Origin of the sequence: Micromonospora sp. NBC_01392 (assembly GCF_045040125.1) — a bacterium.
Classification (GTDB): domain Bacteria; phylum Actinomycetota; class Actinomycetes; order Mycobacteriales; family Micromonosporaceae; genus Micromonospora.
Map to the genome: position 1 here is coordinate 3,939,057 of NZ_CP109549.1, position 21,534 is coordinate 3,960,590.

Below are 21,534 nucleotides of genomic sequence, written 5' to 3' on the forward strand. Positions count from 1 at the left end.
CGCTCAGAGCACCCGGGGCGGGGTGTTGCCGGCGGCGATGATGGCCCGGCGCATCGGCACGGCGGCCAGCAGCGCGAAGCCGACCACGAAGAAGATCAGCAGCGAGACCAGCCCCACCCGGTAGGAGGAGGTGAGCTGGAACACCAGGCCGAACGCCAGCGGGCCGAGCCAGCTGGTGCCCTTGTCGCTGATCTCGTAGAAGCCGTAGTACTCGCCTTCCTTGCCGGCGGGGATGAGCTGGCTGAACAGCGAGCGGCTCAGCGCCTGGCTGCCGCCGAGCACCAGCCCGATGCAGCCGCCGAGGATCATGAACGGCACCGGCGCCTCGGCGGGCAGCCGGAACGCGGCGATGATCACGCCGGTCCAGAGCACCAGCGACAGCAGCACCGTCTTCCAGGCGCCGATGCGTCGGGCGAGCGCGCCGAGCGCGAGCGCGCCGCCGAAGGCGAGGAACTGCACCAGCAGGATGGTCACGATCAGGGTGCTCTGCTCCAGCCGTAGCTCCTCGGTGCCGTACTGGCTGGCGAGGGTGATGACGGTCTGGATGCCGTCGTTGAACACCAGGAACGCGAGCAGGAAGAACAGCGTCAGCGGGTACGCCTTGACCTCGCGCAGTGTGCGGCCGAGTTGCCGGAAGCCGTCGGTGAGCACGTTGCCGCCGCCCAGCGGCACCGCGACCGGTGGGCGTTCGCGCAGCCAGCGCAGCGGCAGCAGGGTGAACGCGGCCCACCACACGCCGGCCGAGACGATCGACCAGCGGGCCAGGTCGAGGGTGCGCTGGGCGTTGCCCTCCTCGCTGAGCGCGGTGACGGCGACCAGGTTGAGCGCGAGCAGCAGCCCGCCGCCGAGGTAGCCGATGGCCCAGCCGCGGCTGGAGATGGCGTCGCGGTCGTCCGGGCCGCCGAGCTGCGGCAGGAACGAGTTGTAGACGACCACGGCGGCGCCGAAGGAGATGTTCGCGATGAGAAACAGCACGCCGCCGAGCAGGTACCGCTCGCCGGTGACGAACGCGAACGCGACGGTCGCGCCGGCGCCGGTGAACGCGGCGGCGGCCAGCAGCCGCTTCTTGTGCGCGGACCGGTCGGCGATCGCGCCGATGACGGGCAGCACGAACACGGTGAGGAAGACCGACAGCGAGATCAGGTACGGGTAGTAGGAGCCGGCGGCGACGCGGATGCCGAGCGGGTGCACCACGCCGTCGCAGCGGTCGGCGCCCAGCTCGCAGCCGGCGGCCAACTCGGTGACGGTGGTCAGGAACGGCCCGAGGAAGACCGTGATGACGGTGGTCTGGAACGCGGAGTTGGCCCAGTCGTAGAGGTACCAGCCGGTGCGTTCGCGGCGGGTGCTGCCCGGGGGTGCGGGCTCGGCGACGGCGGGGGTGACCGTTTCGGCCATCGGGGCGGTCCTCGGGGGTTCAGGCGGCCCAGTGGCCGCGGCTGCGGTAGACGTCGCGGAGCACGCCGACGTGATCGGTCATGATGCCATCCACTCCAAGATCAAGTAACTGGTGCATCCGGGCGGGTTCGTCGATCGTCCAGACGTGCACCTGCAGGCCGATGCGGTGGCAGTAGGCGAGGAACCGCCGGTCGACCACCAGGATTCCCCCGTAGGAGACCGGGACCTGGGCGGCGGCCACCGACGGCGGCAGTCGCAGCGGCCGGCCGTGCAGCGAGGCCATCCGCAGCCGGGCCACGCCGCGCATGCCGAGGCTGGTGGCGACCGTCGGGCCGGCCAGGGCGCGCAGCCGGGTCAGCCGGGCGTCGCTGAACGAGGCGAGCAGCACCCGGTCGGCGGCGCCGGCCCGCACCACCGCCTCGACGGTCGGCGCCGCCGCGCCGTCGGCCTTGACGTCGACGTTGAACCGCACCTGCGGCCACGCGCCGAGCACGTCGTCGAGGCGGGGCACCAGGGCGGCGCCGCCGACGCGTACCGAGGCGAGATCGGCGAAGCGCAGGTCGGCGATGCGTCCGGCCTCGCCGGTGACGCGGCGCAGCGTCGGGTCGTGGAAGACCACCGGCACGCCGTCGGCGGTGGCGTGCACGTCGGTCTCCACGTACCGGTAGCCCAGCGCGACCGCGCGGGCGAACGCGGCGGCGGTGTTCTCGTCGCCGTCGGCCGCGCCGCCGCGGTGGGCGAAGGCCAGCGGCGCGGGCGCGTCGAGGTAGCCGTGACGGGGCTGCACGCCGGCAGTATGCCGGGCCGAAACGGCCGACGGATGTCCGGCCGGTGAAATTCCCTATCGTTACCCGTCGCCGCTAACATAGGGTGCGATGGGTAACGAAATGTACTCGGTGGAGCAGGTCGCGGCGCGGCTCGGGCTGCACGTGCGCACCGTGCGCGGCTACATCCGCGCCGGCCGGCTGCCGGCGGCTCGGATCGGCAAGCAGTACCGGATCGCCCGCGCCGACCTCGACGCGTTCACCGGCCGGCCCGCGCGACCGGCCGGCCCGGCGGCGGAGGTGTCGAGCATCGTGGCGCTCGACGGCGTCGACCGGGCCGCCGCCGACCGGCTCGCCACGCTGGTGCTGGCCGGCGTCACCACCCACCCCGACCCGGACCGTCCACTGCGCGTGCAGACGGTCCACGACGAGGAGCGGCACCGCATGAAGATCATCGTCCTGGGCGACCTCGGCGCCACCGCCGAGCTGCTGCGCCTGCTCGACGCGGTGCTCGACGGCGACAACGGCCTGCTCGCCGGGAAGGAGGCCGACCGTGGCTGACGAGCTGCGTGAGCGCGCCGGCGTCACGGTGCTGGTCTGCGACCCGGCCGGCCCGCCGATCGTCACCGAGGCCGACGCGCTGGAGCTGATCGGCGCGGCGTTCGCCGGCGCCACGGTGGTGGCGGTGCCCGCCGCCCGGCTCGACCCGAGCTTCTTCACGCTGGGCACCCGCTTCGCCGGGGAGGTCATGCAGAAGTTCGTCAACTACCGGCTGCGCCTGGTGGTGGTCGGGGACATCTCCGCGCACCTGGCCGGCAGCGGCGCGCTGCGCGCGCTGGTGGCCGAGTCCAACCGGCACGACCAGGTGTGGTTCGTCCCGGACCTGGCCGCCCTCGACGCGCGCCTGGCCGCCGCCCCGTAACCCCCACGCGATCGTGCACTTCCGGCCCTCGTTCGAGGCGGTTCTGCCCGATACGCCCGGGCAGCAAGTGCACGATCGCGGGCGGGGGCGGGGGGCGGGGGAGGGGGAGGTCAGCGCAGCCAGCCGGCGGTCAGGGCGGTTACGCCCAGGCCGTCGGTGTCGGCGAGTTTGACGGCGACGAACTGGCGGGCGGCGGGGGAGGTCTGCACGCGGGGCGCGGGTTCCGGGTCGGTCAGTGTCGCCACCACGGCTGCGGCGGCCTCGGCCGGCGACTGGGCGGCGGCGAACGCGGCGGCGCTGCGACCGAGGTACGCCCGCAGCGCCGGCCCGTACGGCCCGGCGGCGGCCACCGCGGTGTCCCGGTCGATCCCGACGTTGGCGACGAACTCGCTGGCCACCGCGCCGGGCTCGACCACGCAGACGCTCACCCCGACGGTGGCCGCCACCGGCGCCAGGGACTCCATGAACCCCTCGACGGCGAACTTCGCCGCGCAGTACGCCTCGTTGAACGGCTGCCCGACCACCCCGCCGACGCTGGTCACCGTGATCAGCCGCCCGTTCGCGGCGCGCAGGTGCGGCAGCGCGGCACGGGTGACGTGCAGGACGCCGAAGAAGTTGACCTCCAGCACCGCCCGGACGTCGTCGACGGTCTCCCGCTCCAGCGTGCCGACGTGGCCGGCGCCGGCGTTGTTGACCACCGCGTCGAGCCGGCCGTGCCGGGCCACCACGTCGGCCACGCAGGCGGTCACCGAGGACTCGTCGACCACGTCGAGCCGGCGTACCTCCAGCAGGTCGCCGACCCCGGCGGCGTCGGCGGCGGCGCGCAGCGGGCCGGCCCGGTCGGGGTCGCGCAGCGTGGCGACGGTGCGCCAGCCGGCGCGGGCCGCGCCCACGGCGGTTTCCAGGCCGATGCCGGTGGACGTGCCGGTGATCAGCACGACGGGAGCGTTCACGTCTGCCACGGTCTCACCCCATGTCGGGGCCGCGCGGCGGATTCAGCCGGTTCGGTGCCGGCGGTGCGCGCGGCTCGGGTCGACCGGCCGGCCGGGGTCGACGTGGCGGGGCCCGTCGGGCTCGTGCGGGCGCAGCGGGGCCAGGTCGTCGGTGATCGCGTCGATGATCCGGTCGGTGGCGCGGCGGGCCGTGCCGGGCGCACCCGGATCCAGGTCGGCCAGGGCCACCGGGGCACCGAAGTGCACCCGGATGACCGGGCGGCGGGCGAGCGCCCGGGCCAGGCCGCGCAGCATGCCCTTCGGCGCCCGGTACGGCAGGACCTCGTGCGAGCCCCACTGGGCGACCGGGACGACGGCGGCGCCGCTGGCGAACGCGAGCCGGGCCACGCCGGTCTTGCCGCGTTCGGGCCACATGCCGGGGGCCAGCCCGATGCGTCCCTCCGGGTAGACCAGCACCACCGACCCGCCGGCGACCGCCTCGGCGGCGATCTCCAGCGACCGGTGCACGGCGGTGGTGCCGCGGTCGACGCGGATGTGCCCGGCGTGGCGCATCAGCGGCCCGAGCACCGGGGCCCGGAACAGCCCGCCGGTGGCCATGATCCGGGGGGCGACGCGCCGGACCCGGCAGGCGGCGGCGAGCACCACCGGGTCGAACGGGCTGATGTGGTTGGCGGCCAGGATCAGCGGCCCGCGGCGCAGCGCCTCCGGCACGTCGCCGGTGACCTCCAGGCGGCCGATCAACGCGACGGCGGCCCGGGCGAGCGTCTGCGCGCCGCGCCACAGCAGCGGCGCGCGCCAGGGGGAGGTGTCCATCAGTGCTGGATGGTCGCACGGCCGCGCCGGTGGAGGTGATCAGGGTCATTGGTCCCGGGTCGGTTCGGGTCCTGCGGCCCTGAAAATTTTTCTACGACACCGAGTAGTATTTACTACGTCTCGTAGTAAGAAGGCTGGGGGTTCTCAGGTGGACGCGTTGGACGTCGCCCGCTGGCAGTTCGGTGTCACCACCGTCTACCACTTCCTGTTCGTGCCGCTGACCATCGGCCTGTCCGTGCTGGTCGCCATCCTGCAGACCATGTGGCACCGCACCGGCAACGAGCGGTACCTCAAACTCACCAAGTTCTACGGCAAGCTGTTCCTCATCAACTTCGCCATGGGCGTCGTCACCGGCATCGTGCAGGAGTTCCAGTTCGGCATGAACTGGAGCGACTACTCCCGCTTCGTCGGCGACATCTTCGGCGCGCCCCTCGCCATCGAGGCCCTCGTCGCGTTCTTCCTCGAATCCACGTTCATCGGCCTGTGGATCTTCGGCTGGGACCGGCTGCCCAAACGCCTGCACCTGGCCGCGATCTGGGCCGCCGCGATCGGCACCAACCTGTCCGCCTACTTCATCCTCGCCGCGAACTCGTTCATGCAGAACCCGGTCGGGTTCCGCATCAACCCCGACAGCGGACGCGCCGAACTGACCGACTTCGCCGCCGTGCTCACCAACAAGGTCGCGCTGGTCACCTTCCCACACACCCTCGCCGGGTCGTTCCTGGTCGCCGGATCCCTCGTGGTCACCGTCGGGCTGTGGCACGTGATGCGCAACCGCGGCAGCGCCGACACCGGCGCCTACCGCTTCGCCACCACGTTTGGCTCCTGGGTGGTCCTGGTCTCCGCCACCCTCGTCGTGCTCACCGGCGACATCCAAGGCAAGATCATGACCGAGGTGCAGCCGATGAAGATGGCCGCCGCCGAGGGCCTCTACACCACCGAGAGCCCCGCCTCGTTCTCCGTGCTCACCGTCGGCAGCCTCGACGGCAGCCGCGAGGTCTTCGCCCTCAAGATCCCCTACCTGCTGTCGTTCCTCGGCACCGGCGACCCGAACGGCACCGTGCAGGGCATCAACGACCTCCAGGCCCAGTACGCCAGCCAGTACGGCCCCGGCAACTACGCCCCGATCATCCCGGTCACCTACTGGAGCTTCCGCTTCATGATCGGCTTCGGCCTGGCCGCCGCCGCCATCGCGCTGCTGGTGCTCTGGAGCCACCGCAAGGGCCGCACCCCCACCAGCCGCTGGCTGCTGCGCGCCGGCCTGGTCATGCCGGTACTGCCACTGCTGGCCAACTCCTTCGGCTGGATCTTCACCGAGATGGGCCGCCAACCCTGGATCGTGTTCGGCGAGATGCTCACCCGCAACGGCGTGTCCCGCAGCGTCTCCCTCGCCGAGGTGCTCACCTCCTTCACCGCCTTCACCCTCATCTACGCCACCCTCGCGGTGATCGAGTTCAAGCTGCTGGTCCGCTACGCCCGCGCCGGCGTCCCCGACGTCACCCCGCCCCCCGCCGACGACGACACCGACGACGCGCAGCGCCCCCTCGCGTTCGCCTACTGACCGAAAGAGCCCACCGTGGAACTGACCACCGTCTGGTTTCTCCTCGTGGCCGTACTGTTCACCGGCTACTTCATCCTCGAAGGCTTCGACTTCGGCGTCGGCATGCTGCTGCCCGTGCTCGGCCGCGACGACCGGCAACGCCGCGTCCTGATCAACACCATCGGCCCCGTCTGGGACGGCAACGAGGTCTGGCTGATCACCGCCGGCGGCGCCATGTTCGCCGCGTTCCCCGAGTGGTACGCCACCCTGTTCTCCGGCTTCTACCTGCCACTACTGCTCATCCTGCTCGCCCTCATCGCCCGCGGCGTCGCCTTCGAATACCGGCACAAGCGCCCCGAGGCGACCTGGAAACGCCGCTGGGACCGGGCCATCTTCTTCGGCTCCGCGATCCCGGCCGTGCTGTGGGGCGTCGCGTTCGCCAACATCTTCCGCGGCGTACCCCTCGACGCCGACCACGAGTACGTCGGCGGCCTGCTCGACCTGCTGCACCCGTACGCGCTGCTCGGCGGCCTGACCACGCTCGGCCTGTTCGCCACCCACGGCGCGGTGTTCCTCGCGCTCAAGACCACCGGCGACATCCGGCAGCGCGCCGGCACGCTCGCGGTGAAGCTCGGCGCCGGCACCGCCGTGGCCGCCGTGGCGTTCCTCGGCTGGTCGCTGACCATCCGCGCCAACGCCACCGCCGTCGTGCTCGCCGTCGGCGCCGCCCTCGCCCTGCTCGGCGGCCTCGCCGCAGCGAGGGTACGCCGCGAGGGCTGGGCGTTCACCGGCACCGCGCTGGCCATCGCGCTGGCCGTGGCGACCCTGTTCGCCGCGCTGTTCCCGAACGTGCTGCCGTCCACGCTCGACCCGGCCGGCACGCTCACCGCCACCAACGCCGCGTCCACCCCGTACACCCTGAAAATCATGACGTGGGTGGCGGTGATCTTCACTCCGATCGTGCTCGCCTACCAAGGTTGGACCTACTGGGTGTTCCGCCGCCGAATCGGGGTACAGAACATTCCGCAACACTGATGGACCTGCGGGCGCAGGGGTGGCGCGGGGCCGGTGCGAGGGGGTCGCACCGGCCCCGCGGGGTGTCCGGGGCAGCGCTCAGCGGGCCTCGCGCAGCTCCGCCAGCCGCGCCTCGATCTCCGCCAGCTCCGCGCGCAGCTTCTCCGCCTGCTGTTCCGCCTCGGCCCGCTCCGCGCCCAGGATCTGCTCCACCGCCTCCTGCACCCCCGGCACGTCCACCAACGCCACCATCCGCAGCGCCTCCGCCGGCTTCACCACGTACGGCCTGGCGAGCGCCTTCGCGCCCTGCTGCGCGGCCACCGTCCACTCGCCCTCGGCGTACGCCAGGGTCACCGTCAGCCCCGCCGGCGTCTTCGGCTTCGCCGCCTTCACCGCCCGCTTCGCCGGCCTCGGCTCCGCCTGCTGCTCCACCTTCGGCTCCTCCCGACGCGGCGCGGGCACCCGCGGCGTGTCCAACACGAACTCCGGCACCGCCGGCGCGGCCACCTCCGGCTCGGGCTCCGGCTTCGGCTCGGCGGCCGGCCGCCGCCCGGCACCCTTCGGCGCGACCGCCACGTCAGCGGGGGAGAAGGGCAACTCGTCGCGGCCGAAACGCACCACCACGAACTCCTCGGACTGCTCGGGATCGGTCAGCTCCACCACCTGCCCGAGCTGCCCGGCCACCTGCCCGGCCGCCTCGGTGAACACCACCCGCGGCTTCCGGCCCGCCGCCAACGACTCACGGATCTGCTGTACCTCGTCAGTGGACAACCCCTGGACCGCCATCACGCCCTCTTCCGTACACCTGTTTGATTGCCGCCCTTGATACCAGGCCGGCACGACACCCCGACGGTCAACCCCCGAGCGCCCGCAACGCCGCGTCGGCGTGCGCGTTCATGCTCACCTCGCTGTGCACCACCGCCAACACCCGCCGGTCCGGGCCGATCACGAACGTCATCCGCCGGGTGCTCAACGCGCCCAGCGGCAACCGCCGCCGCACCCCGAACGCCGCCGCCACCGCCCCGTCGACGTCGGACAACAGCGGATAGTCGAAACCGTGCCGGCGGGCGAACTCCGCCTGCCGCTCCACCGGGTCCCGGCTGATCCCCACCCGCGACGCGCCCACCGCCGCGAACTCCGCCGCCAGGTCCCGGAAATGGCAGCTCTCCGCCGTGCACCCCCGCGTCATCGCCGCCGGATAGAAGAACACCACCACCGGCCCGGCGGCCAGGAACTCCGACAGCCGCCGCGGCGCACCCGTCTGGTCCGGCAGCGTGAAATCCTCGACCAGGTCACCGACACCCACACCCACCACGTACCTCCCGAGCCTCGACGTCGATGCGGTGAGCCTAGGCGCGCCACACCCCCGCCACCTCGCCGGCCACCGCCCCGGCCTGCGCGAACCCCGCCCGCGCCGACGCCGCCCGCCGCGCCGGGTCCAGCACGTTCCGCCCGATCGCCGCCCGCGCCGCCCGGTCCGGCGCCACCACCGCCACCCGCGCCCCCGCCGCCCGCAGCGCCGCCACCTGCGCCGACACCCGCGGCATCGGCCCCACCGCGGCGCTCGTCGGCGCCAACACCACCACCCGCCGCGCCCCGGCGGCCAGGTCCGCGTTCACCGGCGACCGCACCCCACCGTCGACGAACCGCCGACCCCCGACCGTCACCGGCGGCCACACCCCCGGCACCGCGCAACTGGCCCCCACCGCGTCGACCAGCGACACCCCGCTGCCGGCGTCGAACACCACGAACTCACCCGACACCGCGTCGACGGCGGTCACCAGCAGCCGCCGCGCCGGCCACTGCCGCGCCGGCAACCGCGCCGCGATCACCGCCCGCCGCGACTCCTCCGACGGGGTACGCGCCGCCAACGCCACCGCGCCCACCCGCGCGCGGGCCCGCGCCGCGTCCTGCCCCCGACCGCCGGCCCACGCCCACCGGGCCAGCACCCCCCACCCGAGCCGGGCCGGCACCTCGTCACCCGGCGGCCGCAACTGCGCCGCGTACCGCTGCGCCGGCGGCACCCCGCAACACACCTGCGCCCCGACCACCGAACCCGCCGACGTGCCCACCACCAGATCCGCGTCCTCCAGCGACACACCCCGTTCGGCCAGCCCGGCCAACAGCCCCAACTCCCAGGCCACCCCGGTCACCCCGCCGCCGCCCAGCACCAACGCCCGCCCCATGTGACAGTCCTCTCCGTCGCCGCCGGTGCCGCCCACGGTAACGTCGCCCCCACCAGCAGGGCAGGGGAGGACGCATTGACCTCGATCACCATCGTCACCGGCGGTGGACGCGGCATCGGCGCCGCCACCGCCCGCCGGCTCGCCGCCGCCGGCCACGACCTGGTCATCGGCTACCGCGCCGACCACGACGCCGCCGCGACCGTCGCCGCCGACGTGCGCGCCGCCGGCCGACGCGCCGTCACCGTCGCCGCCGACACCACCGACCCCGACGCGGTACGCCGGCTCTTCGCCGCCGCCGACCAGCTCGGCCCGCTCACCGGCCTGGTCAACAACGCCGGCGTCACCAGCCCCATCGGCCCCTTCACCGACCTGCGCGCCGAGGACCTGCGCGACGTCGTCGACGTCAACCTGATCGGCTACGTCCTCTGCGCCCAGCAGGCCGCCCGCCGGATGAGCGCCGGCGGCGCCATCGTCAACGTGTCCTCCGCCGCCGCCACCCTCGGCAGCCCCGGCGAGTACATCCACTACGCCGCCGTCAAGGCCGCCACCGACACCCTCACCGTCGGCCTGGCCAAGGAACTCGCCCCGCGCGGCATCCGCGTCAACGCGGTCGCCCCCGGCATCATCCGCACCGACATCCACGCCCGCTCCGGCGTACCGGACCGCCCCGAGCGCGCCGCCGGCCGCATCCCGCTGGGCCGCGCCGGCGAACCCGACGAGGTGGCCGGCGCGATCGTCCACCTGCTCGGCCCCGACGCCTCGTACACCACCGGCGCGGTCCTGCGCGTCGCCGGCGGCCTCTGACCGGCGCGGCGGCCCGGGGTCTGCCCCGGGCCGCCGCCACGCGTCACTGCGTGAACAACTTCGCCGCCGTGATCAGCGTCTGCACCACGCCGTAGCCCAACAGCGCGGCCACCACCAGCCACGACACCACCAGACGGATCTGCTGCCCGCCACCGCTGCGCTCGTTCACGACCCGCTCCGCTCCGCCGTCACCGGCTGCCCGTCCGCCATCTCGTCCCGGCCCGACGCCGGCTCGTGGAACCGCCGCGGCACCGGCCGGATCAGCAGGTTCGCCACCAGCCCCACCGCCAGCACCCCGACCATCGTGAACAACGCCGGCCGGTACGCCGACGCGGTCAACGAGCCCGGCTCGCCCTGCGCGTCCAGGAACGCGTTGACGATCAGCGGGCCGGCCACCCCCGCCGCCGACCACGCGGTCAACAGCCGACCGTGGATCGCGCCCACCTCGAACGTGCCGAACAGATCCCGCAGATACGCCGGCGCGGTCGCGAACCCGCCGCCGTAGAACGACAGGATCACGCAGGCCAGCAGCACGAACAACGCCGTCGCGCTCTGCCCGACCAACGCCAGCACCAGGTACAGCACCAGGCCCACACCCAGATACACCACGTAGATCGGCTTACGGCCGATCACGTCCGACGTCGACGACCAGACGAACCGGCCCGCCATGTTGAACAGCGACAGCAGCCCCACGAACCCGCCGGCCGCCGCCACCGACACCGCCGACGTGCCGTTGTCCCGGAAGAAGTCCTGGATCATCGGGCTGGCCTGCTCCAGGATGCCGATGCCCGCCGTCACGTTGCAGAACAGCACCACCCACAGCAGCCAGAACGACCGCGTCTTCACCGCGTTCGCCGCCGACACGTTCGCGGTGGTCACCATCGGCTTCGCCGCCACCTCCGCCGGGTCGAACCCGGCCGGCCGCCAGTCCGCCGCCGGCACCCGCACGTTGAACACCCCGAACATCATGATCACGAAGTAGCCGACGCCGAGCGTGACGAACAACCACACCAGCGCCGACCCCGACGCCGTCGACCCGCTGTTCGACGGGTCGTACCCCGGGTCGAACAACGACAACAACTGCCGGGACAGGGGAGAGGCCACCATCGCCCCACCACCGAACCCCATGATCGCCAACCCGGTGGCCAGCCCCGGCCGGTCCGGGAACCACTTGATCAACGTGGAGACGGGGGAGATGTACCCGATCCCCAACCCGATCCCGCCCAGCACCCCGTACCCCAGATACAGCAGCCACAACTGCGACGACGCGATGCCCAGCGCACCCACCAGGAAACCCGCCGCCCAGAAGCACGCCGAGACGAACATCGCCTTCCGCGGCCCGTTCGCCTCCACCCACGTACCGGCCACCGCGGCCGACAACCCCAACATCACGATCGCGATGCTGAAGATCACGCCGATCGCCGTCTGCCCCGAGTCGAAGTGCGCGATCAGGGAGTTCTTGTACACGCTCGTCGCGTAGACCTGCCCGATGCAGAGATGGATCGCCAACGCCGCCGGCGGGATCAACCACCGGCTGTACCCCGGCGGCGCGACGGTGTGCCGACGATCGAGTGCGGAAAGCATCAGTGCTTCCTCCGTCCAGATGGCGAGAACCCCTCGCTTCATGCCCCCACCGCACGCTGCGCCCAAACCCACCACGCGCCCGACGGTCGAAACCCTGAGCCGAACGGTCACCAGCCGACCCGGATGCGACGATGAACAAGTGAAGATCCTGTCCATCCAGTCCTCGGTCGCCTACGGCCACGTCGGCAACTCCGCCGCCGTGTTCCCCCTGCAACGCCTCCGCCACGAGGTCTGGCCGGTACTGACCGTGCACTTCTCCAACCACACCGGCTACGGCGCCTGGCGCGGCCCCCTGCTCGCCCCCACCGACGTCGCCGACGTCATCACCGGCATCGCCGAACGCGGCGTGCTCGGCACCGCCGACGCCGTCCTCTCCGGCTACCAGGGCGACCCCGCCGTCGGCGCCGTCATCCTCGACGCCGTCGCCCAGGTCAAAGCCGCCAACCCGGCCGCCCTCTACTGCTGCGACCCGGTCATGGGCGACGTCGGCCGCGGCATGTTCGTCCGCCCCGGCATCCCCGAATACCTGCGCGACACCGTCGTGCCCCGCGCCGACATCGTCACCCCCAACCAGTTCGAGCTGGAGTTCCTCGCCGGCCGCCGCACCGACACCCTCGACGACCTGCTCACCGCCGTCGACGCCGTCCGCGCCACCGGCCCCGACCACGTCCTGGTCACCAGCGTCCTGCACGGTGACCTGCCCACCGACCACCTCGACGTCGTCGCCGTCTCCACCGACGGCGCCTGGGCCGTCACCACCCCGCTGCTGCCGATCAGCCCCAACGGCGGCGGCGACGTCACCGCCGCCCTCTACCTGGCCCACCTCGCCACCACCGGATCACCCGCGACCGCGCTGGAACGCACCACCAACTCCATCTACGCGGTCCTCGACGCCACCCTCGCCGCCGGCACCCGCGAACTCCAACTCGTCGCCGCCCAGGACGCCATCGCCGACCCACCCACCCGCTTCACCGCCCGCCGACTGCGCTGAACACCTGGACGCCCCCGCCCCGACCAGCGAAAATGCCACACGTGCCAACCCACCACCCGGCCACCGACGACCCCGCCTTCGCCCACCGCCTACGCGACCTCGCCCGCCTACGCCGCATCCGCGACCGCATCGACCGCGAACACGCCCAACCCCTCGACGTCGAAGCCCTCGCCCGCGGCGAACACATGTCCGCCGGCCACCTCAGCCGCCAGTTCCGCCAGACCTACGGCGAAACCCCGTACTCCTACCTCATGACCCGCCGCATCGAACGCGCCATGGCCCTGCTGCGCCGCGGCGACCTCAGCGTCACCAACGTCTGCTTCGCCGTCGGCTGCCAGTCCCTCGGCACCTTCAGCACCCGCTTCACCGAACTCGTCGGCGAACCCCCCAGCGCCTACCGCGCCCGCCACGCGCCCGGCACCCCCGAACCACCCCCGTGCCTCACCAAACACGCCACCCGACCGATCAGGAATCGAGAAGCCCCCGCCACCTGACCGAACTAGCGTGACCACCATGACCGTCACGATCCACTACGCCTTCCTGCCCCACACCGACGCCGACGCCGCCCTCGCCTTCTACCGCGACACCCTCGGCTTCGACCTGCGCAACGACGTCGGCCAGGGCAACACCATGCGCTGGCTCACCGTCGGCCCACCCGGACAGCCCGAGACCGGCATCGTCCTGCACCCCCCGGCGGTCGACCCCGGCATCACCGACGACGAACGCCGCACCGTCCTCGAACTCATCGCCAAGGGCACCTACGGCGCGCTCACCCTCGCCACCGACGACCTCGACACACTCTTCGACCGCCTCCAGGCCAGCGGCGCCGACGTCGTCCAGGAACCCACCGAACAGCCCTACGGCGTCCGCGACTGCGCCTTCCGCGACCCCACCGGCAACCTCATCCGCATCAACCAACGACGCTGACCCGACGCGACGTACCGTACTATGTACGCCGGCCGGCGCGCCGCACACCGGCCGGCCCCGACACCGCACCAACCGGACGGAGACCCATGCCCCAGGCCCACGCCGACAGCCACGACGTCATCCGCGTCCACGGCGCCCGCGAGAACAACCTCCGCAACGTCGACGTCGAGTTGCCCAAACGCCGCCTCACCGTCTTCACCGGCGTCTCCGGCTCCGGCAAGAGCAGCCTGGTCTTCGGCACCATCGCCGCCGAATCCCAACGCCTCATCAACGAGACCTACAGCGCCTTCGTCCAAGGCTTCATGCCCACCCTGTCCCGCCCCGACGTCGACATCCTCGAAGGCCTCACCACCGCCATCATCGTCGACCAGGAACGCATGGGCACCGACCCCCGCTCCACCGTCGGCACCGCCACCGACGCCAACGCCATGCTCCGCATCCTCTTCAGCCGCCTCGGCCAACCCCACATCGGCCCACCCAACGCCTACTCCTTCAACGTCCCCTCCGTCCGCGCCACCGGCGCCATCACCGTCGACCGCGGCCCCGACAAGACCCAGACCAAGAAGGGCACCTTCCACCGCCTCGGCGGCATGTGCCCCCGCTGCGAAGGCCGCGGCAGCGTCACCGACTTCGACCTCACCGTCCTCTACGACGCCGACCGCACCCTCAACGAGGGCGCCATCACCATCCCCGGCTACAGCATGGACGGCTGGTACGGCCGCATCTTCCGCGCCAGCGGCATGTTCGACCCCGACAAACCCCTGCGCGACTACACCGACCGCGAACGCCACGACCTGCTCCACAAGGAACCCACCAAAATCAAGGTCGAAGGCATCAACGTCACCTACACCGGCCTCATCCCCGCCATTCAGAAGTCGATGCTCGCCAAGGACGTCGACGCCATGCAGCCCCACATCCGCGCCTTCGTCGAACGCGCCGTCACATTCACCACCTGCCCCGACTGCGACGGCACCCGCCTGGCCCCCGAAGCCCGCTCCTCGAAGATCAACGGCATCTCCATCGCCGACGCCTGCGCCATGCAGATCAGCGACCTCGCCACCTGGGTCCGCGACCTGCACGAACCCTCCGTCGCCCCGCTGCTCACCGCACTGGGGGACACCCTCGACTCCTTCGTCGAGATCGGCCTCGGCTACCTCAGCCTCAACCGCCCCGCCGGCACCCTCTCCGGCGGCGAGGCCCAACGCACCAAGATGATCCGCCACCTCGGCTCATCCCTCACCGACGTCACCTACGTCTTCGACGAACCCACCATCGGCCTGCACCCGCACGACATCGCCCGGATGAACAACCTCCTGCTCCGCCTGCGCGACAAGGGCAACACCGTCCTGGTCGTCGAACACAAACCGGAAACCATCGCCATCGCCGACCACGTCGTCGACCTCGGCCCCGGCGCCGGCACCGACGGCGGCACCATCTGCTACGAAGGCACCGTCGCCGGCCTGCGCGCCAGCGCCACCGTCACCGGCCGCCACCTCGACGACCGCGCCACCCTGAAGGACACCATCCGTACCCCCACCGGCGCCCTGCCCATCCGCGGCGCCGCCACCCACAACCTGCGCGACGTCGACGTCGACATCCCCCTCGGCGTGCTGGTCGTCGTCACCGGCGTCGCCGGCTCCGGCAAGAGCAGCCTCATCCACGGCTCCCTGGCCGGGCGCGACGACGTCGTCAGCATCGACCAGAGCGCCATCCGCGGCTCCCGCCGCAGCAACCCGGCCACCTACACCGGCCTGCTCGACCCCATCCGCAAGGCCTTCGCCAAGGCCAACGGCGTCAAACCCGCCCTGTTCAGCGCCAACTCCGAAGGTGCCTGCCCCACCTGCAACGGCGCCGGCGTCATCTACACCGACCTCGGCATGATGGCCGGCGTCGCCAGCACCTGCGAGGACTGCGAAGGCAAGCGCTTCCAAGCCGCCGTGCTCGACTACCACCTCGGCGGTCGCGACATCAGCGAGGTCCTCGCCATGCCGGTCAACGAGGCCGAGAAGTTCTTCGGCGCCGGCGACGCCCGCCTCCCGGCCGCCCACGCCATCCTCGACCGGCTCGCCGACGTCGGGCTCGGCTACCTCACGCTCGGTCAACCACTGACCACGCTGTCCGGAGGGGAGCGGCAGCGGATCAAGCTGGCCACCCGGATGGGGGACAGGGGCGGCGTCTACGTCCTCGACGAACCGACCACCGGCCTGCACCTGGCCGACGTCGCCCAACTGCTCGGCCTGCTCGACCGGCTGGTCGAATCCGGCAAGTCGGTCATCGTCATCGAACACCACCAAGCGGTCATGGCACACGCCGACTGGATCATCGACCTCGGCCCGGGCGCCGGCCACGACGGCGGTCGCATCGTCTTCGAGGGCACCCCGGCCGACCTGGTGACCACGCGATCCACCCGCACCGGCGAACACCTCGCCGCCTACGTCGGGGCCTGACCCGCGAACCCGGGGCGGCGGTGTCCGGCACCGACACCGCCGCCCCGACCAGACGGTTCGATAATCTACATTATGTCAAGTAAGGCGGAGTCGGGGTCCCCCGTCACTCCGCCACCGGGTCCGCCAACACCGCCGCCAACACCCGCGCCTGCTCCTCCTGCGCCCCCGACCCGGACGCGAGCGTCACCAGCGCCTTCCACAACGCCCAGCCGCGCGCCCGCCGCCACGCGTCGGCCGGCAACCCGGTCGCCTCCCGGAGAACCGCGCGCTCGGCGCCGACGCACCACGTCCACGCCGGCACCAGATCGCAGGCCGGGTCACCGACACCGCACTGCCCGAAGTCGATCACCGCGGTGAGACGCCCGTCCACGACGAGCAGGTTCCCGGCGGAGACGTCGCCGTGGCACCACACCGGCGCTCCCGGCCAGGCCGTCGTCAGCGCTCGCGCCCACACGGCCCGGCAGGCGGCGGCGTCTACCCGGTCGCCCAGCACGTCCAGGGCGTGCTCGACCTCGTCGCCGTAGACGCTCGGGTGGCAGCCCCGGAACGCGGAGTGCCGGCCGGCGGCCGGCCCGCCGGCGGTCGGGACTTGGCGCAGCGCGGCCAGTAGGTCGCCGAGGTCACGCGCCACGGCGGCGCGGTCGCGGTCGCGGGCGGCCGCCAGGGTCTCGCCGGGCAGCCACCGGCGCACCGACCAGGGGTACGGGTAGCCGGCGCCGGGCGCCCCGGTGGCGACCGGTTCGGGCACGGGCAGCGGCAGGTGGCGGGCCAGGACGGGCAGCCAGCGGTCCTCCTTGGCGACGCCGGGCACGTAGCCCTCGGCGCTCGGCAGCCGGGCCAGCAGGTGCTCGCCGAGGCGGAACGTCCGGTTGTCCCACCCCTGGCGCGCGACGGCGGTGACCGGCAGGTGCGCCCACTGTGGGAACTGCGCGGCGACCAGGGCGCGGACCAGTGCGGCGTCGATCTCCACCATGCGGTCCAGTCTGCGGGGTGCGGCAATCGTTTTTCGTCGGTGCGCTCCCCCGGAGTGGCGACCTGGCGGGAACGCGAGAATCATGCATAATATCCCTTATGCATGACAAAGCGGACGAAACGGTAGGGGCGTTGATCGAGGAGTTCCTGACCGCCCGGGCCACCCGCAAGCCCTCTCCGCACACCCTGGCGGCGTACCGGCGGGACCTGAACGCGGTGGCGGCGCTGGTCACGGCGGAGGGTGGCGACGCCGCTCCCCTCCCCCCGGGCCGGCTGCCGATCAGTGACCTCTCCCCCCGGGTGATGCGCGCGGCGTTCGCCCGCTTCGCCGCTCCCCGCGCCGCCGCCTCCGTCCACCGTGCCTGGTCCACCTGGAACAGCTTCTTCACGTTCCTGGTGGCCGAGGGCGTCGTACCCGGAAATCCGATGCCGGCGGTGGGGCGGCCCCGCCCGCCGCTCCCCCGCCCCAAGCCGCTGCGTGGCGAGGACACCCCGGAGGAGCTGCTGGCGGCGGTGGCGCGGGCGGACGGCCGGCAGCGCGACCCGTGGCCGGAGCGGGACCTGGCGGTGCTCGCGCTGGCGCTGTGCGCCGGGTTGCGCCTGTCGGAGCTGCTGGCGCTGCGGGTGTCGTCGGTGGTCGGGCGCGACGGTGAGCGGCGCGTGGATGTGGCGGGCAAGGGTGGGCGGCCGCGGACGGTGCCGATCGAGGTGGGCGTGGACCGGGTGCTGGCCTGCTACCTGGAGAGCCGGCGGTTGCGTTTCGGTGGGCGCAGCGTGCGGCCGGACGGGCCGTTGCTGGTGGATCGGGCGGGTGAGCCGTTGCGTCGGGGTGGTCTGCAGTATCTGGTGGAGTCGTGTTACCGGCGGGCGGGCATCGGTGACCGGGTGCCCCGGGGGGCGCGGTTGCACGCGTTGCGGCACACGTTCGCGACGCGGTTGGCGGAGGACGGGGCGGGCGCGGCGGAGATCATGCGGTTGCTGGGGCACGCGTCGTTGGCGTCGTCGCAGACGTACATCGAGGTGACGGCGGGTCAGCAGCGGGCGGCGGTGGCGGCCAATCGTACGAACCGGGCGTTGTCCGGGTTGTCGGGTCTCTAGCGCGGCTCGGGCCGGAAGTCGGCGCCGCGGGTGAGGTTTCGTTGGCGCGGATGTCGGCCAGGGTGTGTTCGAGGGTCGCGGTGACGCCGTCGAACGCGGCGCTGCCGAGGACCAGTCGGCGCGGTGGCGGGTCCTGGCGCATCGCCTCGATTACGGCGCGGGCGCCGCGCCGCGGGTCGCCGGGTTGCGTGCCATGCTGGTCGATCATGGTGGCGCGGACCTGTTCGAGCATCGGCCGGTAGTCGCCGATGCTCTCGTGGATCGGTTGGTCGGCGAATCCGGCGTAGGCGTGGGTGCGGAAGGCTCCGGGTTCGACGGTCAGCACGCGGATGCCGAGTCCGGCCACCTCGTCGCGCAGCGTGTCGGTGATTCCTTCGATCGCGTGCTTGGCGGCGCTGTAGTAGCCGAAATCCGGTCACGGCGCGCAGGCCGGCCGCCGAGGACATGGTGACGATCCAGCCGGAGCGGCGGGCGCGCGGCCGGCGTTGTCGACCGGCACGTCGATCCCGCCGAAGCGTTCCTCGGCCGCCACCGCGGCGCGTACCTGCTCGGGGTCGGTCACGTCCAGCGGCAGGACGAGGACCCGGCCCCGGTGGGTGTGTGCCCAGTCGTGGAGCGCTTCGGTGCGGCGGGTGGTCAGGACCACCCGGTCGCCGGTTTCGAGGGCGGCTTCGGCGTAGGCCGTCCCGAATCCGCCGGGGGTGCCGCCGGTGATGAACCAGGTTCTCGCCGCCGGGGTGGGGGCGGTCACGGCTCGATCACCAGTCGGGCGATCAGTCCGTCGCGGAGGGTGAAGCGGAAGTGCAGGTCGGCGGTGCCGCCGGGGAAGTTGCCGGCCAGGTGGTGCACGGCGTCGTAGTGCTGGTCGTGGAGTTTGGCGGCGGCGGTGAGTTCGGTGGTGTAGGTGTATTCGTCGGTCGATCGGGACAGCCAGGCCCGGATCTGTTCGGGTCCGTGGTGGGTGCGGCCCTCGTCGGTCACCGTGGCGTCGGGCGCGTACAGCGCGATGGCCGTGTCGATGTCCCGTGCCTGGTGCGCGGTGAGGTACCGGGTGATTGTTTCGGGTAGTTCTCCCGGCTCGATGGCCTTTGCCTGACTCCAGTTGATTTCGGTCATGTGACCATTATTGGGCCTCCCGTCGGGAGAGGGTCAACCGATGGAGTCTCCCCTGCGGGGAGGGTGCAGAGTGGGTGGCATGCGCAGGGGCATGACGATCGGGGAGTTCGCGACGGTCACCCACCTGAGTGTGCGGACGTTGCGTCGTTACCACGAGGCGGGGCTGCTGGAGCCGGAGACGGTGGATCCGTTCACCGGTTATCGCTACTACGGGACCGAGCAGATCCCGGCGGCGCAGGTGATCCACCGGCTGCGGGAGTTGGACGTGCCGTTGGCCGAGGTGAAGGCGATCCTGGCGACGGACGACCCCGATCGGCGTTCCGCCCTGGTCGCGGGACACCTGCGGCGGTTGGAGGAGGCGTTGGAGCGTACCCGTGGGGCGGTCGCGGCGCTGCGCCGACTGCTGGGGCCGGAGGATCGTGATCTGGCCGTCGAGGTGCGGTCGGTGTCCGGGTGCGGCGTCGCCGCGGTGCGGGGGCGCGTCGAGTTGGCGAGGGCCGGGGCCTGGTACGACGGGGCGATGGCGGAGTTGGACGCGGCGTATCCGGTGGGTGAGCGGGTCGGGCCGCCGGGCGGCGAGTACGCCAACGAGTTGTTCACCGGGGGCGTCGGTGAGGTGGTGGTGTATCGGCTGGTTCGTCGTCCGCGCCCGTCGGGGCGGATCGAGGTCGTCGAGTTGCCGGCGGCCGAGTTCGCGGTTGCCGTGCATCGTGGGCCGCACGATGACATCGACGTGACTTATGGGCGCCTCGGCGCGTGGGTGGTCGGGCACGCGCTGGCCGTCGACGGGCCGATCCGGGAGACGTACCTGGTGGGGCCGCGCGACACCGAGGTTTCGGCGCGGTGGCGTACGGAGATCGGTTGGCCGGTCTTCCGTCTCTCCGCCGCTTGACCCGGTCGGGGCGGGTGTCGCGGTGGCAGGATCGGCCGGATGCGGGTGGATACGGCGCGGGCGGTGGCGGTCGACTGGGTGCGGGAGCGGATGCGGGCGGATCCGTCGGTCGAGGGGGCGTTGTTCAGTGGCTCGACGGTGGGGTTGCCGGACGACGCGGAGTTGCCGGTGTGGTCGGACGTGGACGTGCTGCTGGTGCGGGACTCCCCCGGCGTGAAGGTGGGCAAGTTCGTCCATCGGGGGGTGTTGTTGGAGGTCAGTTCGGTCACCTGGGCGGAGGTGGGTGAGCCGGAGGACGTGCTGGGGTCGTGGGTGTTCGCGCCGATGTTCCGTACCGATGGGGTGATCGCGGATCCGTCGGGGCGGTTGGCGGCGGTGCGGCGACGGGTGGCGACGGGGTTCGCGGATCCGGTGTGGGTGCGGCGGCGGTGCGCGGGGGTGCGGCGGCGGATCGAGGACGGGTTGCGGGTGTTGGACGCGGGGGCGCCGCTCGCGGAGCAGGTGTTGGCGTGGGTGTTCCCGACGTCGCTGGTGGCGGTGTGGCCGGCGGTGGCGGGGTTGGTGGATCCGACGGTGCGGCGGCGGTACGTGCGGGCGTCGGAGGTGTTGGCGGGGCACGGGTTCGGTGGGCGGTATCCGCAGTTGTTGGCGGCGGTGGACGGGGGTGGGGTGGGCGCGGGGCGGGTGCGGGAGCATCTGGCCGGGTTGGCGGTGGTGTTCGACGAGGTGGCGCGGCTGCCGCGGGAGGGGTTCGCGTTCGGGGCGGATCTGGCGGTGGCGGGGCGGCCGGTGGTGTTCGACGGTGGGGCGGCGTTGGTGGCGGCGGGGCGGCACCGGGAGGCGATGTTCTGGGTGGTGGTGACGTACGCGCGGTGTCTGGTGGTGTTGGGGGCGGTGGCGCCGGAGCGGGAGCGGGCGTTGCGGCCGGGGTTGGTGGCGGTGTTGGCGGATCTTCAGGTGGTGTCGGCGGCGGATCGGCGGCGGCGCGCGGATGCGGTGTTGGCGTCGTTGCCGGGGTGGCAGTCGGTGGTGGATGCGATCGTGGCGCGCGCTGTGGCAGGGTGAGGGGGACGCGACTGGCGGCACGGGGATGGGTGAACCATCGGGGAGCTCGTC

The 21,534-nt window shown here is 72.5% G+C and carries 24 protein-coding genes and 1 pseudogene; 12 read left to right on the forward strand and 13 right to left on the reverse strand.

All coding sequences use genetic code 11. The features are described from left to right. Positions 1-3: 3 nt before the first annotated feature. A complete protein-coding gene (locus OG767_RS17025) occupies positions 4-1,395 on the reverse strand; it encodes an MFS transporter (RefSeq protein ID WP_405089451.1) in 1,392 nt (463 codons plus the stop codon). A gap of 19 nt (positions 1,396-1,414) precedes the next feature. After that, positions 1,415-2,182, reverse strand: coding sequence for a glycerophosphodiester phosphodiesterase (locus tag OG767_RS17030; protein ID WP_405089452.1), 768 nt, complete (start codon positions 2,180-2,182; stop codon positions 1,415-1,417). An 88-nt stretch (positions 2,183-2,270) separates the two neighbouring features. Here OG767_RS17030 and OG767_RS17035 point away from each other — a divergent pair, with 88 nt between their 5' ends. Then, positions 2,271-2,720, forward strand: a complete 450-nt coding sequence (locus OG767_RS17035) for a helix-turn-helix domain-containing protein (RefSeq protein WP_405089453.1) — start codon at positions 2,271-2,273, stop codon at positions 2,718-2,720. Further along, positions 2,713-3,081 (forward strand): DUF4180 domain-containing protein, encoded by a 369-nt coding sequence (locus OG767_RS17040; protein WP_405089454.1) that lies wholly within the window; start codon positions 2,713-2,715, stop codon positions 3,079-3,081. The genes OG767_RS17035 and OG767_RS17040 overlap by 8 nt, the downstream gene beginning before the upstream one ends. A gap of 110 nt (positions 3,082-3,191) precedes the next feature. On the opposite strand, the gene OG767_RS17045 is transcribed toward OG767_RS17040, so the two are convergent. Both OG767_RS17045 and OG767_RS17050 read right to left on the reverse strand, forming a co-directional pair. Then, complete coding sequence (locus OG767_RS17045; RefSeq protein ID WP_405089455.1) at positions 3,192-4,034, reverse strand: SDR family NAD(P)-dependent oxidoreductase; 843 nt, start codon at positions 4,032-4,034, stop codon at positions 3,192-3,194. Between the two features lie 42 nt (positions 4,035-4,076). Continuing rightward, a complete protein-coding gene (locus OG767_RS17050; protein ID WP_405089456.1) occupies positions 4,077-4,847 on the reverse strand; it encodes a lysophospholipid acyltransferase family protein in 771 nt (256 codons plus the stop codon). A 148-nt stretch (positions 4,848-4,995) separates the two neighbouring features. Here OG767_RS17050 and OG767_RS17055 point away from each other — a divergent pair, with 148 nt between their 5' ends. Further along, positions 4,996-6,408 carry a cytochrome ubiquinol oxidase subunit I gene (locus tag OG767_RS17055; protein WP_405089457.1) on the forward strand — a complete coding sequence of 471 codons (1,413 nt, stop codon included), beginning with the start codon at positions 4,996-4,998 and terminating at the stop codon, positions 6,406-6,408. A 15-nt stretch (positions 6,409-6,423) separates the two neighbouring features. Continuing rightward, positions 6,424-7,422: a cytochrome d ubiquinol oxidase subunit II gene (gene cydB, locus OG767_RS17060; RefSeq protein WP_405089458.1), complete on the forward strand. Its 999-nt coding sequence runs from the start codon at positions 6,424-6,426 to the stop codon at positions 7,420-7,422. A 78-nt stretch (positions 7,423-7,500) separates the two neighbouring features. On the opposite strand, the gene OG767_RS17065 is transcribed toward cydB, so the two are convergent. The 3 genes from OG767_RS17065 to OG767_RS17075 form a co-directional block, all read right to left on the reverse strand. Further along, on the reverse strand, positions 7,501-8,187 hold the full coding sequence (locus tag OG767_RS17065) for a hypothetical protein (protein WP_405094239.1): 687 nt from the start codon (positions 8,185-8,187) through the stop codon (positions 7,501-7,503). Positions 8,188-8,254: 67 nt separating this feature from the next. Further along, complete coding sequence (locus OG767_RS17070; RefSeq protein WP_281941255.1) at positions 8,255-8,713, reverse strand: peroxiredoxin; 459 nt, start codon at positions 8,711-8,713, stop codon at positions 8,255-8,257. 37 nt (positions 8,714-8,750) lie between these two features. Continuing rightward, positions 8,751-9,587, reverse strand: a complete 837-nt coding sequence (locus OG767_RS17075; RefSeq protein WP_405089459.1) for a patatin-like phospholipase family protein — start codon at positions 9,585-9,587, stop codon at positions 8,751-8,753. A gap of 75 nt (positions 9,588-9,662) precedes the next feature. Here OG767_RS17075 and OG767_RS17080 point away from each other — a divergent pair, with 75 nt between their 5' ends. Continuing rightward, on the forward strand, positions 9,663-10,391 hold the full coding sequence (locus OG767_RS17080) for an SDR family oxidoreductase (RefSeq protein WP_405089460.1): 729 nt from the start codon (positions 9,663-9,665) through the stop codon (positions 10,389-10,391). Between the two features lie 43 nt (positions 10,392-10,434). Here the strand turns inward: OG767_RS17080 and OG767_RS17085 are convergent, their stop codons facing one another. Together OG767_RS17085 and OG767_RS17090 are read right to left on the reverse strand one after the other, a co-directional pair. Then, positions 10,435-10,560: a hypothetical protein gene (locus OG767_RS17085; protein ID WP_405089461.1), complete on the reverse strand. Its 126-nt coding sequence runs from the start codon at positions 10,558-10,560 to the stop codon at positions 10,435-10,437. Beyond that, the gene (locus tag OG767_RS17090; RefSeq protein ID WP_405089462.1) at positions 10,557-11,975 is read right to left on the reverse strand and encodes an OFA family MFS transporter; all 1,419 of its coding nucleotides are present in this window, start codon (positions 11,973-11,975) and stop codon (positions 10,557-10,559) included. The genes OG767_RS17085 and OG767_RS17090 overlap by 4 nt, the downstream gene beginning before the upstream one ends. A 139-nt stretch (positions 11,976-12,114) precedes the next feature. Between OG767_RS17090 and pdxY the strand changes: the two genes are divergently transcribed. The 4 genes from pdxY to OG767_RS17110 all read left to right on the forward strand — a co-directional run bounded on the left by pdxY (position 12,115) and on the right by OG767_RS17110 (position 16,340). Further along, positions 12,115-12,966, forward strand: a complete 852-nt coding sequence (gene pdxY, locus OG767_RS17095) for a pyridoxal kinase PdxY (RefSeq protein WP_405089463.1) — start codon at positions 12,115-12,117, stop codon at positions 12,964-12,966. Between the two features lie 41 nt (positions 12,967-13,007). Next, positions 13,008-13,460, forward strand: a complete 453-nt coding sequence (locus tag OG767_RS17100; protein WP_405089464.1) for a helix-turn-helix transcriptional regulator — start codon at positions 13,008-13,010, stop codon at positions 13,458-13,460. A gap of 19 nt (positions 13,461-13,479) precedes the next feature. Then, on the forward strand, positions 13,480-13,893 hold the full coding sequence (locus tag OG767_RS17105; protein WP_405089465.1) for a VOC family protein: 414 nt from the start codon (positions 13,480-13,482) through the stop codon (positions 13,891-13,893). 86 nt (positions 13,894-13,979) lie between these two features. Continuing rightward, positions 13,980-16,340 (forward strand): excinuclease ABC subunit UvrA, encoded by a 2,361-nt coding sequence (locus OG767_RS17110; RefSeq protein ID WP_405089466.1) that lies wholly within the window; start codon positions 13,980-13,982, stop codon positions 16,338-16,340. Positions 16,341-16,443: 103 nt separating this feature from the next. Here the strand turns inward: OG767_RS17110 and OG767_RS17115 are convergent, their stop codons facing one another. Then, positions 16,444-17,313 carry an aminoglycoside phosphotransferase family protein gene (locus OG767_RS17115; RefSeq protein ID WP_405089467.1) on the reverse strand — a complete coding sequence of 290 codons (870 nt, stop codon included), beginning with the start codon at positions 17,311-17,313 and terminating at the stop codon, positions 16,444-16,446. A gap of 98 nt (positions 17,314-17,411) precedes the next feature. On the opposite strand from OG767_RS17115, the gene OG767_RS17120 reads away from it, so the two are divergent. Next, positions 17,412-18,410, forward strand: coding sequence for a tyrosine-type recombinase/integrase (locus OG767_RS17120; protein ID WP_405089468.1), 999 nt, complete (start codon positions 17,412-17,414; stop codon positions 18,408-18,410). Positions 18,411-18,681: 271 nt separating this feature from the next. Here the strand turns inward: OG767_RS17120 and OG767_RS17125 are convergent. The 3 genes and pseudogenes from OG767_RS17125 to OG767_RS17135 all read right to left on the reverse strand — a co-directional run. Further along, positions 18,682-18,789, reverse strand: a pseudogene (locus OG767_RS17125) (short-chain dehydrogenase/reductase); the annotation flags it as partial. Between the two features lie 36 nt (positions 18,790-18,825). Further along, positions 18,826-19,161: an SDR family NAD(P)-dependent oxidoreductase gene (locus OG767_RS17130; protein ID WP_405089469.1), complete on the reverse strand. Its 336-nt coding sequence runs from the start codon at positions 19,159-19,161 to the stop codon at positions 18,826-18,828. After that, complete coding sequence (locus tag OG767_RS17135) at positions 19,158-19,526, reverse strand: nuclear transport factor 2 family protein (RefSeq protein ID WP_405089470.1); 369 nt, start codon at positions 19,524-19,526, stop codon at positions 19,158-19,160. The genes OG767_RS17130 and OG767_RS17135 overlap by 4 nt, the downstream gene beginning before the upstream one ends. Before the next feature lie 79 nt (positions 19,527-19,605). Between OG767_RS17135 and OG767_RS17140 the strand changes: the two genes are divergently transcribed. Both OG767_RS17140 and OG767_RS17145 read left to right on the forward strand, forming a co-directional pair. After that, positions 19,606-20,418: a MerR family transcriptional regulator gene (locus tag OG767_RS17140; protein ID WP_405089471.1), complete on the forward strand. Its 813-nt coding sequence runs from the start codon at positions 19,606-19,608 to the stop codon at positions 20,416-20,418. Between the two features lie 39 nt (positions 20,419-20,457). Further along, on the forward strand, positions 20,458-21,483 hold the full coding sequence (locus tag OG767_RS17145; protein WP_405089472.1) for a hypothetical protein: 1,026 nt from the start codon (positions 20,458-20,460) through the stop codon (positions 21,481-21,483). Positions 21,484-21,534 lie beyond the last annotated feature (51 nt).

Excerpts from the sequence above, each read along its gene's own strand:
- OG767_RS17025 (WP_405089451.1), bottom strand. The coding sequence starts at position 1,395 with ATGGCCGAAACGGTCACCCCCGCCGTCGCCGAGCCCGCACCCCCGGGC.
- OG767_RS17035 (WP_405089453.1), top strand. The coding sequence starts at position 2,271 with ATGGGTAACGAAATGTACTCGGTGGAGCAGGTCGCGGCGCGGCTCGGG.
- OG767_RS17050 (WP_405089456.1), bottom strand. The coding sequence starts at position 4,847 with ATGGACACCTCCCCCTGGCGCGCGCCGCTGCTGTGGCGCGGCGCGCAG.
- OG767_RS17065 (WP_405094239.1), bottom strand. The coding sequence starts at position 8,187 with ATGGCGGTCCAGGGGTTGTCCACTGACGAGGTACAGCAGATCCGTGAG.
- OG767_RS17075 (WP_405089459.1), bottom strand. The coding sequence starts at position 9,587 with ATGGGGCGGGCGTTGGTGCTGGGCGGCGGCGGGGTGACCGGGGTGGCC.
- OG767_RS17090 (WP_405089462.1), bottom strand. The coding sequence starts at position 11,975 with ATGCTTTCCGCACTCGATCGTCGGCACACCGTCGCGCCGCCGGGGTAC.
- OG767_RS17105 (WP_405089465.1), top strand. The coding sequence starts at position 13,480 with ATGACCGTCACGATCCACTACGCCTTCCTGCCCCACACCGACGCCGAC.
- OG767_RS17110 (WP_405089466.1), top strand. The coding sequence starts at position 13,980 with ATGCCCCAGGCCCACGCCGACAGCCACGACGTCATCCGCGTCCACGGC.
- OG767_RS17115 (WP_405089467.1), bottom strand. The coding sequence starts at position 17,313 with ATGGTGGAGATCGACGCCGCACTGGTCCGCGCCCTGGTCGCCGCGCAG.
- OG767_RS17120 (WP_405089468.1), top strand. The coding sequence starts at position 17,412 with ATGCATGACAAAGCGGACGAAACGGTAGGGGCGTTGATCGAGGAGTTC.
- OG767_RS17135 (WP_405089470.1), bottom strand. The coding sequence starts at position 19,526 with ATGACCGAAATCAACTGGAGTCAGGCAAAGGCCATCGAGCCGGGAGAA.
- OG767_RS17140 (WP_405089471.1), top strand. The coding sequence starts at position 19,606 with ATGCGCAGGGGCATGACGATCGGGGAGTTCGCGACGGTCACCCACCTG.
- OG767_RS17145 (WP_405089472.1), top strand. The coding sequence starts at position 20,458 with ATGCGGGTGGATACGGCGCGGGCGGTGGCGGTCGACTGGGTGCGGGAG.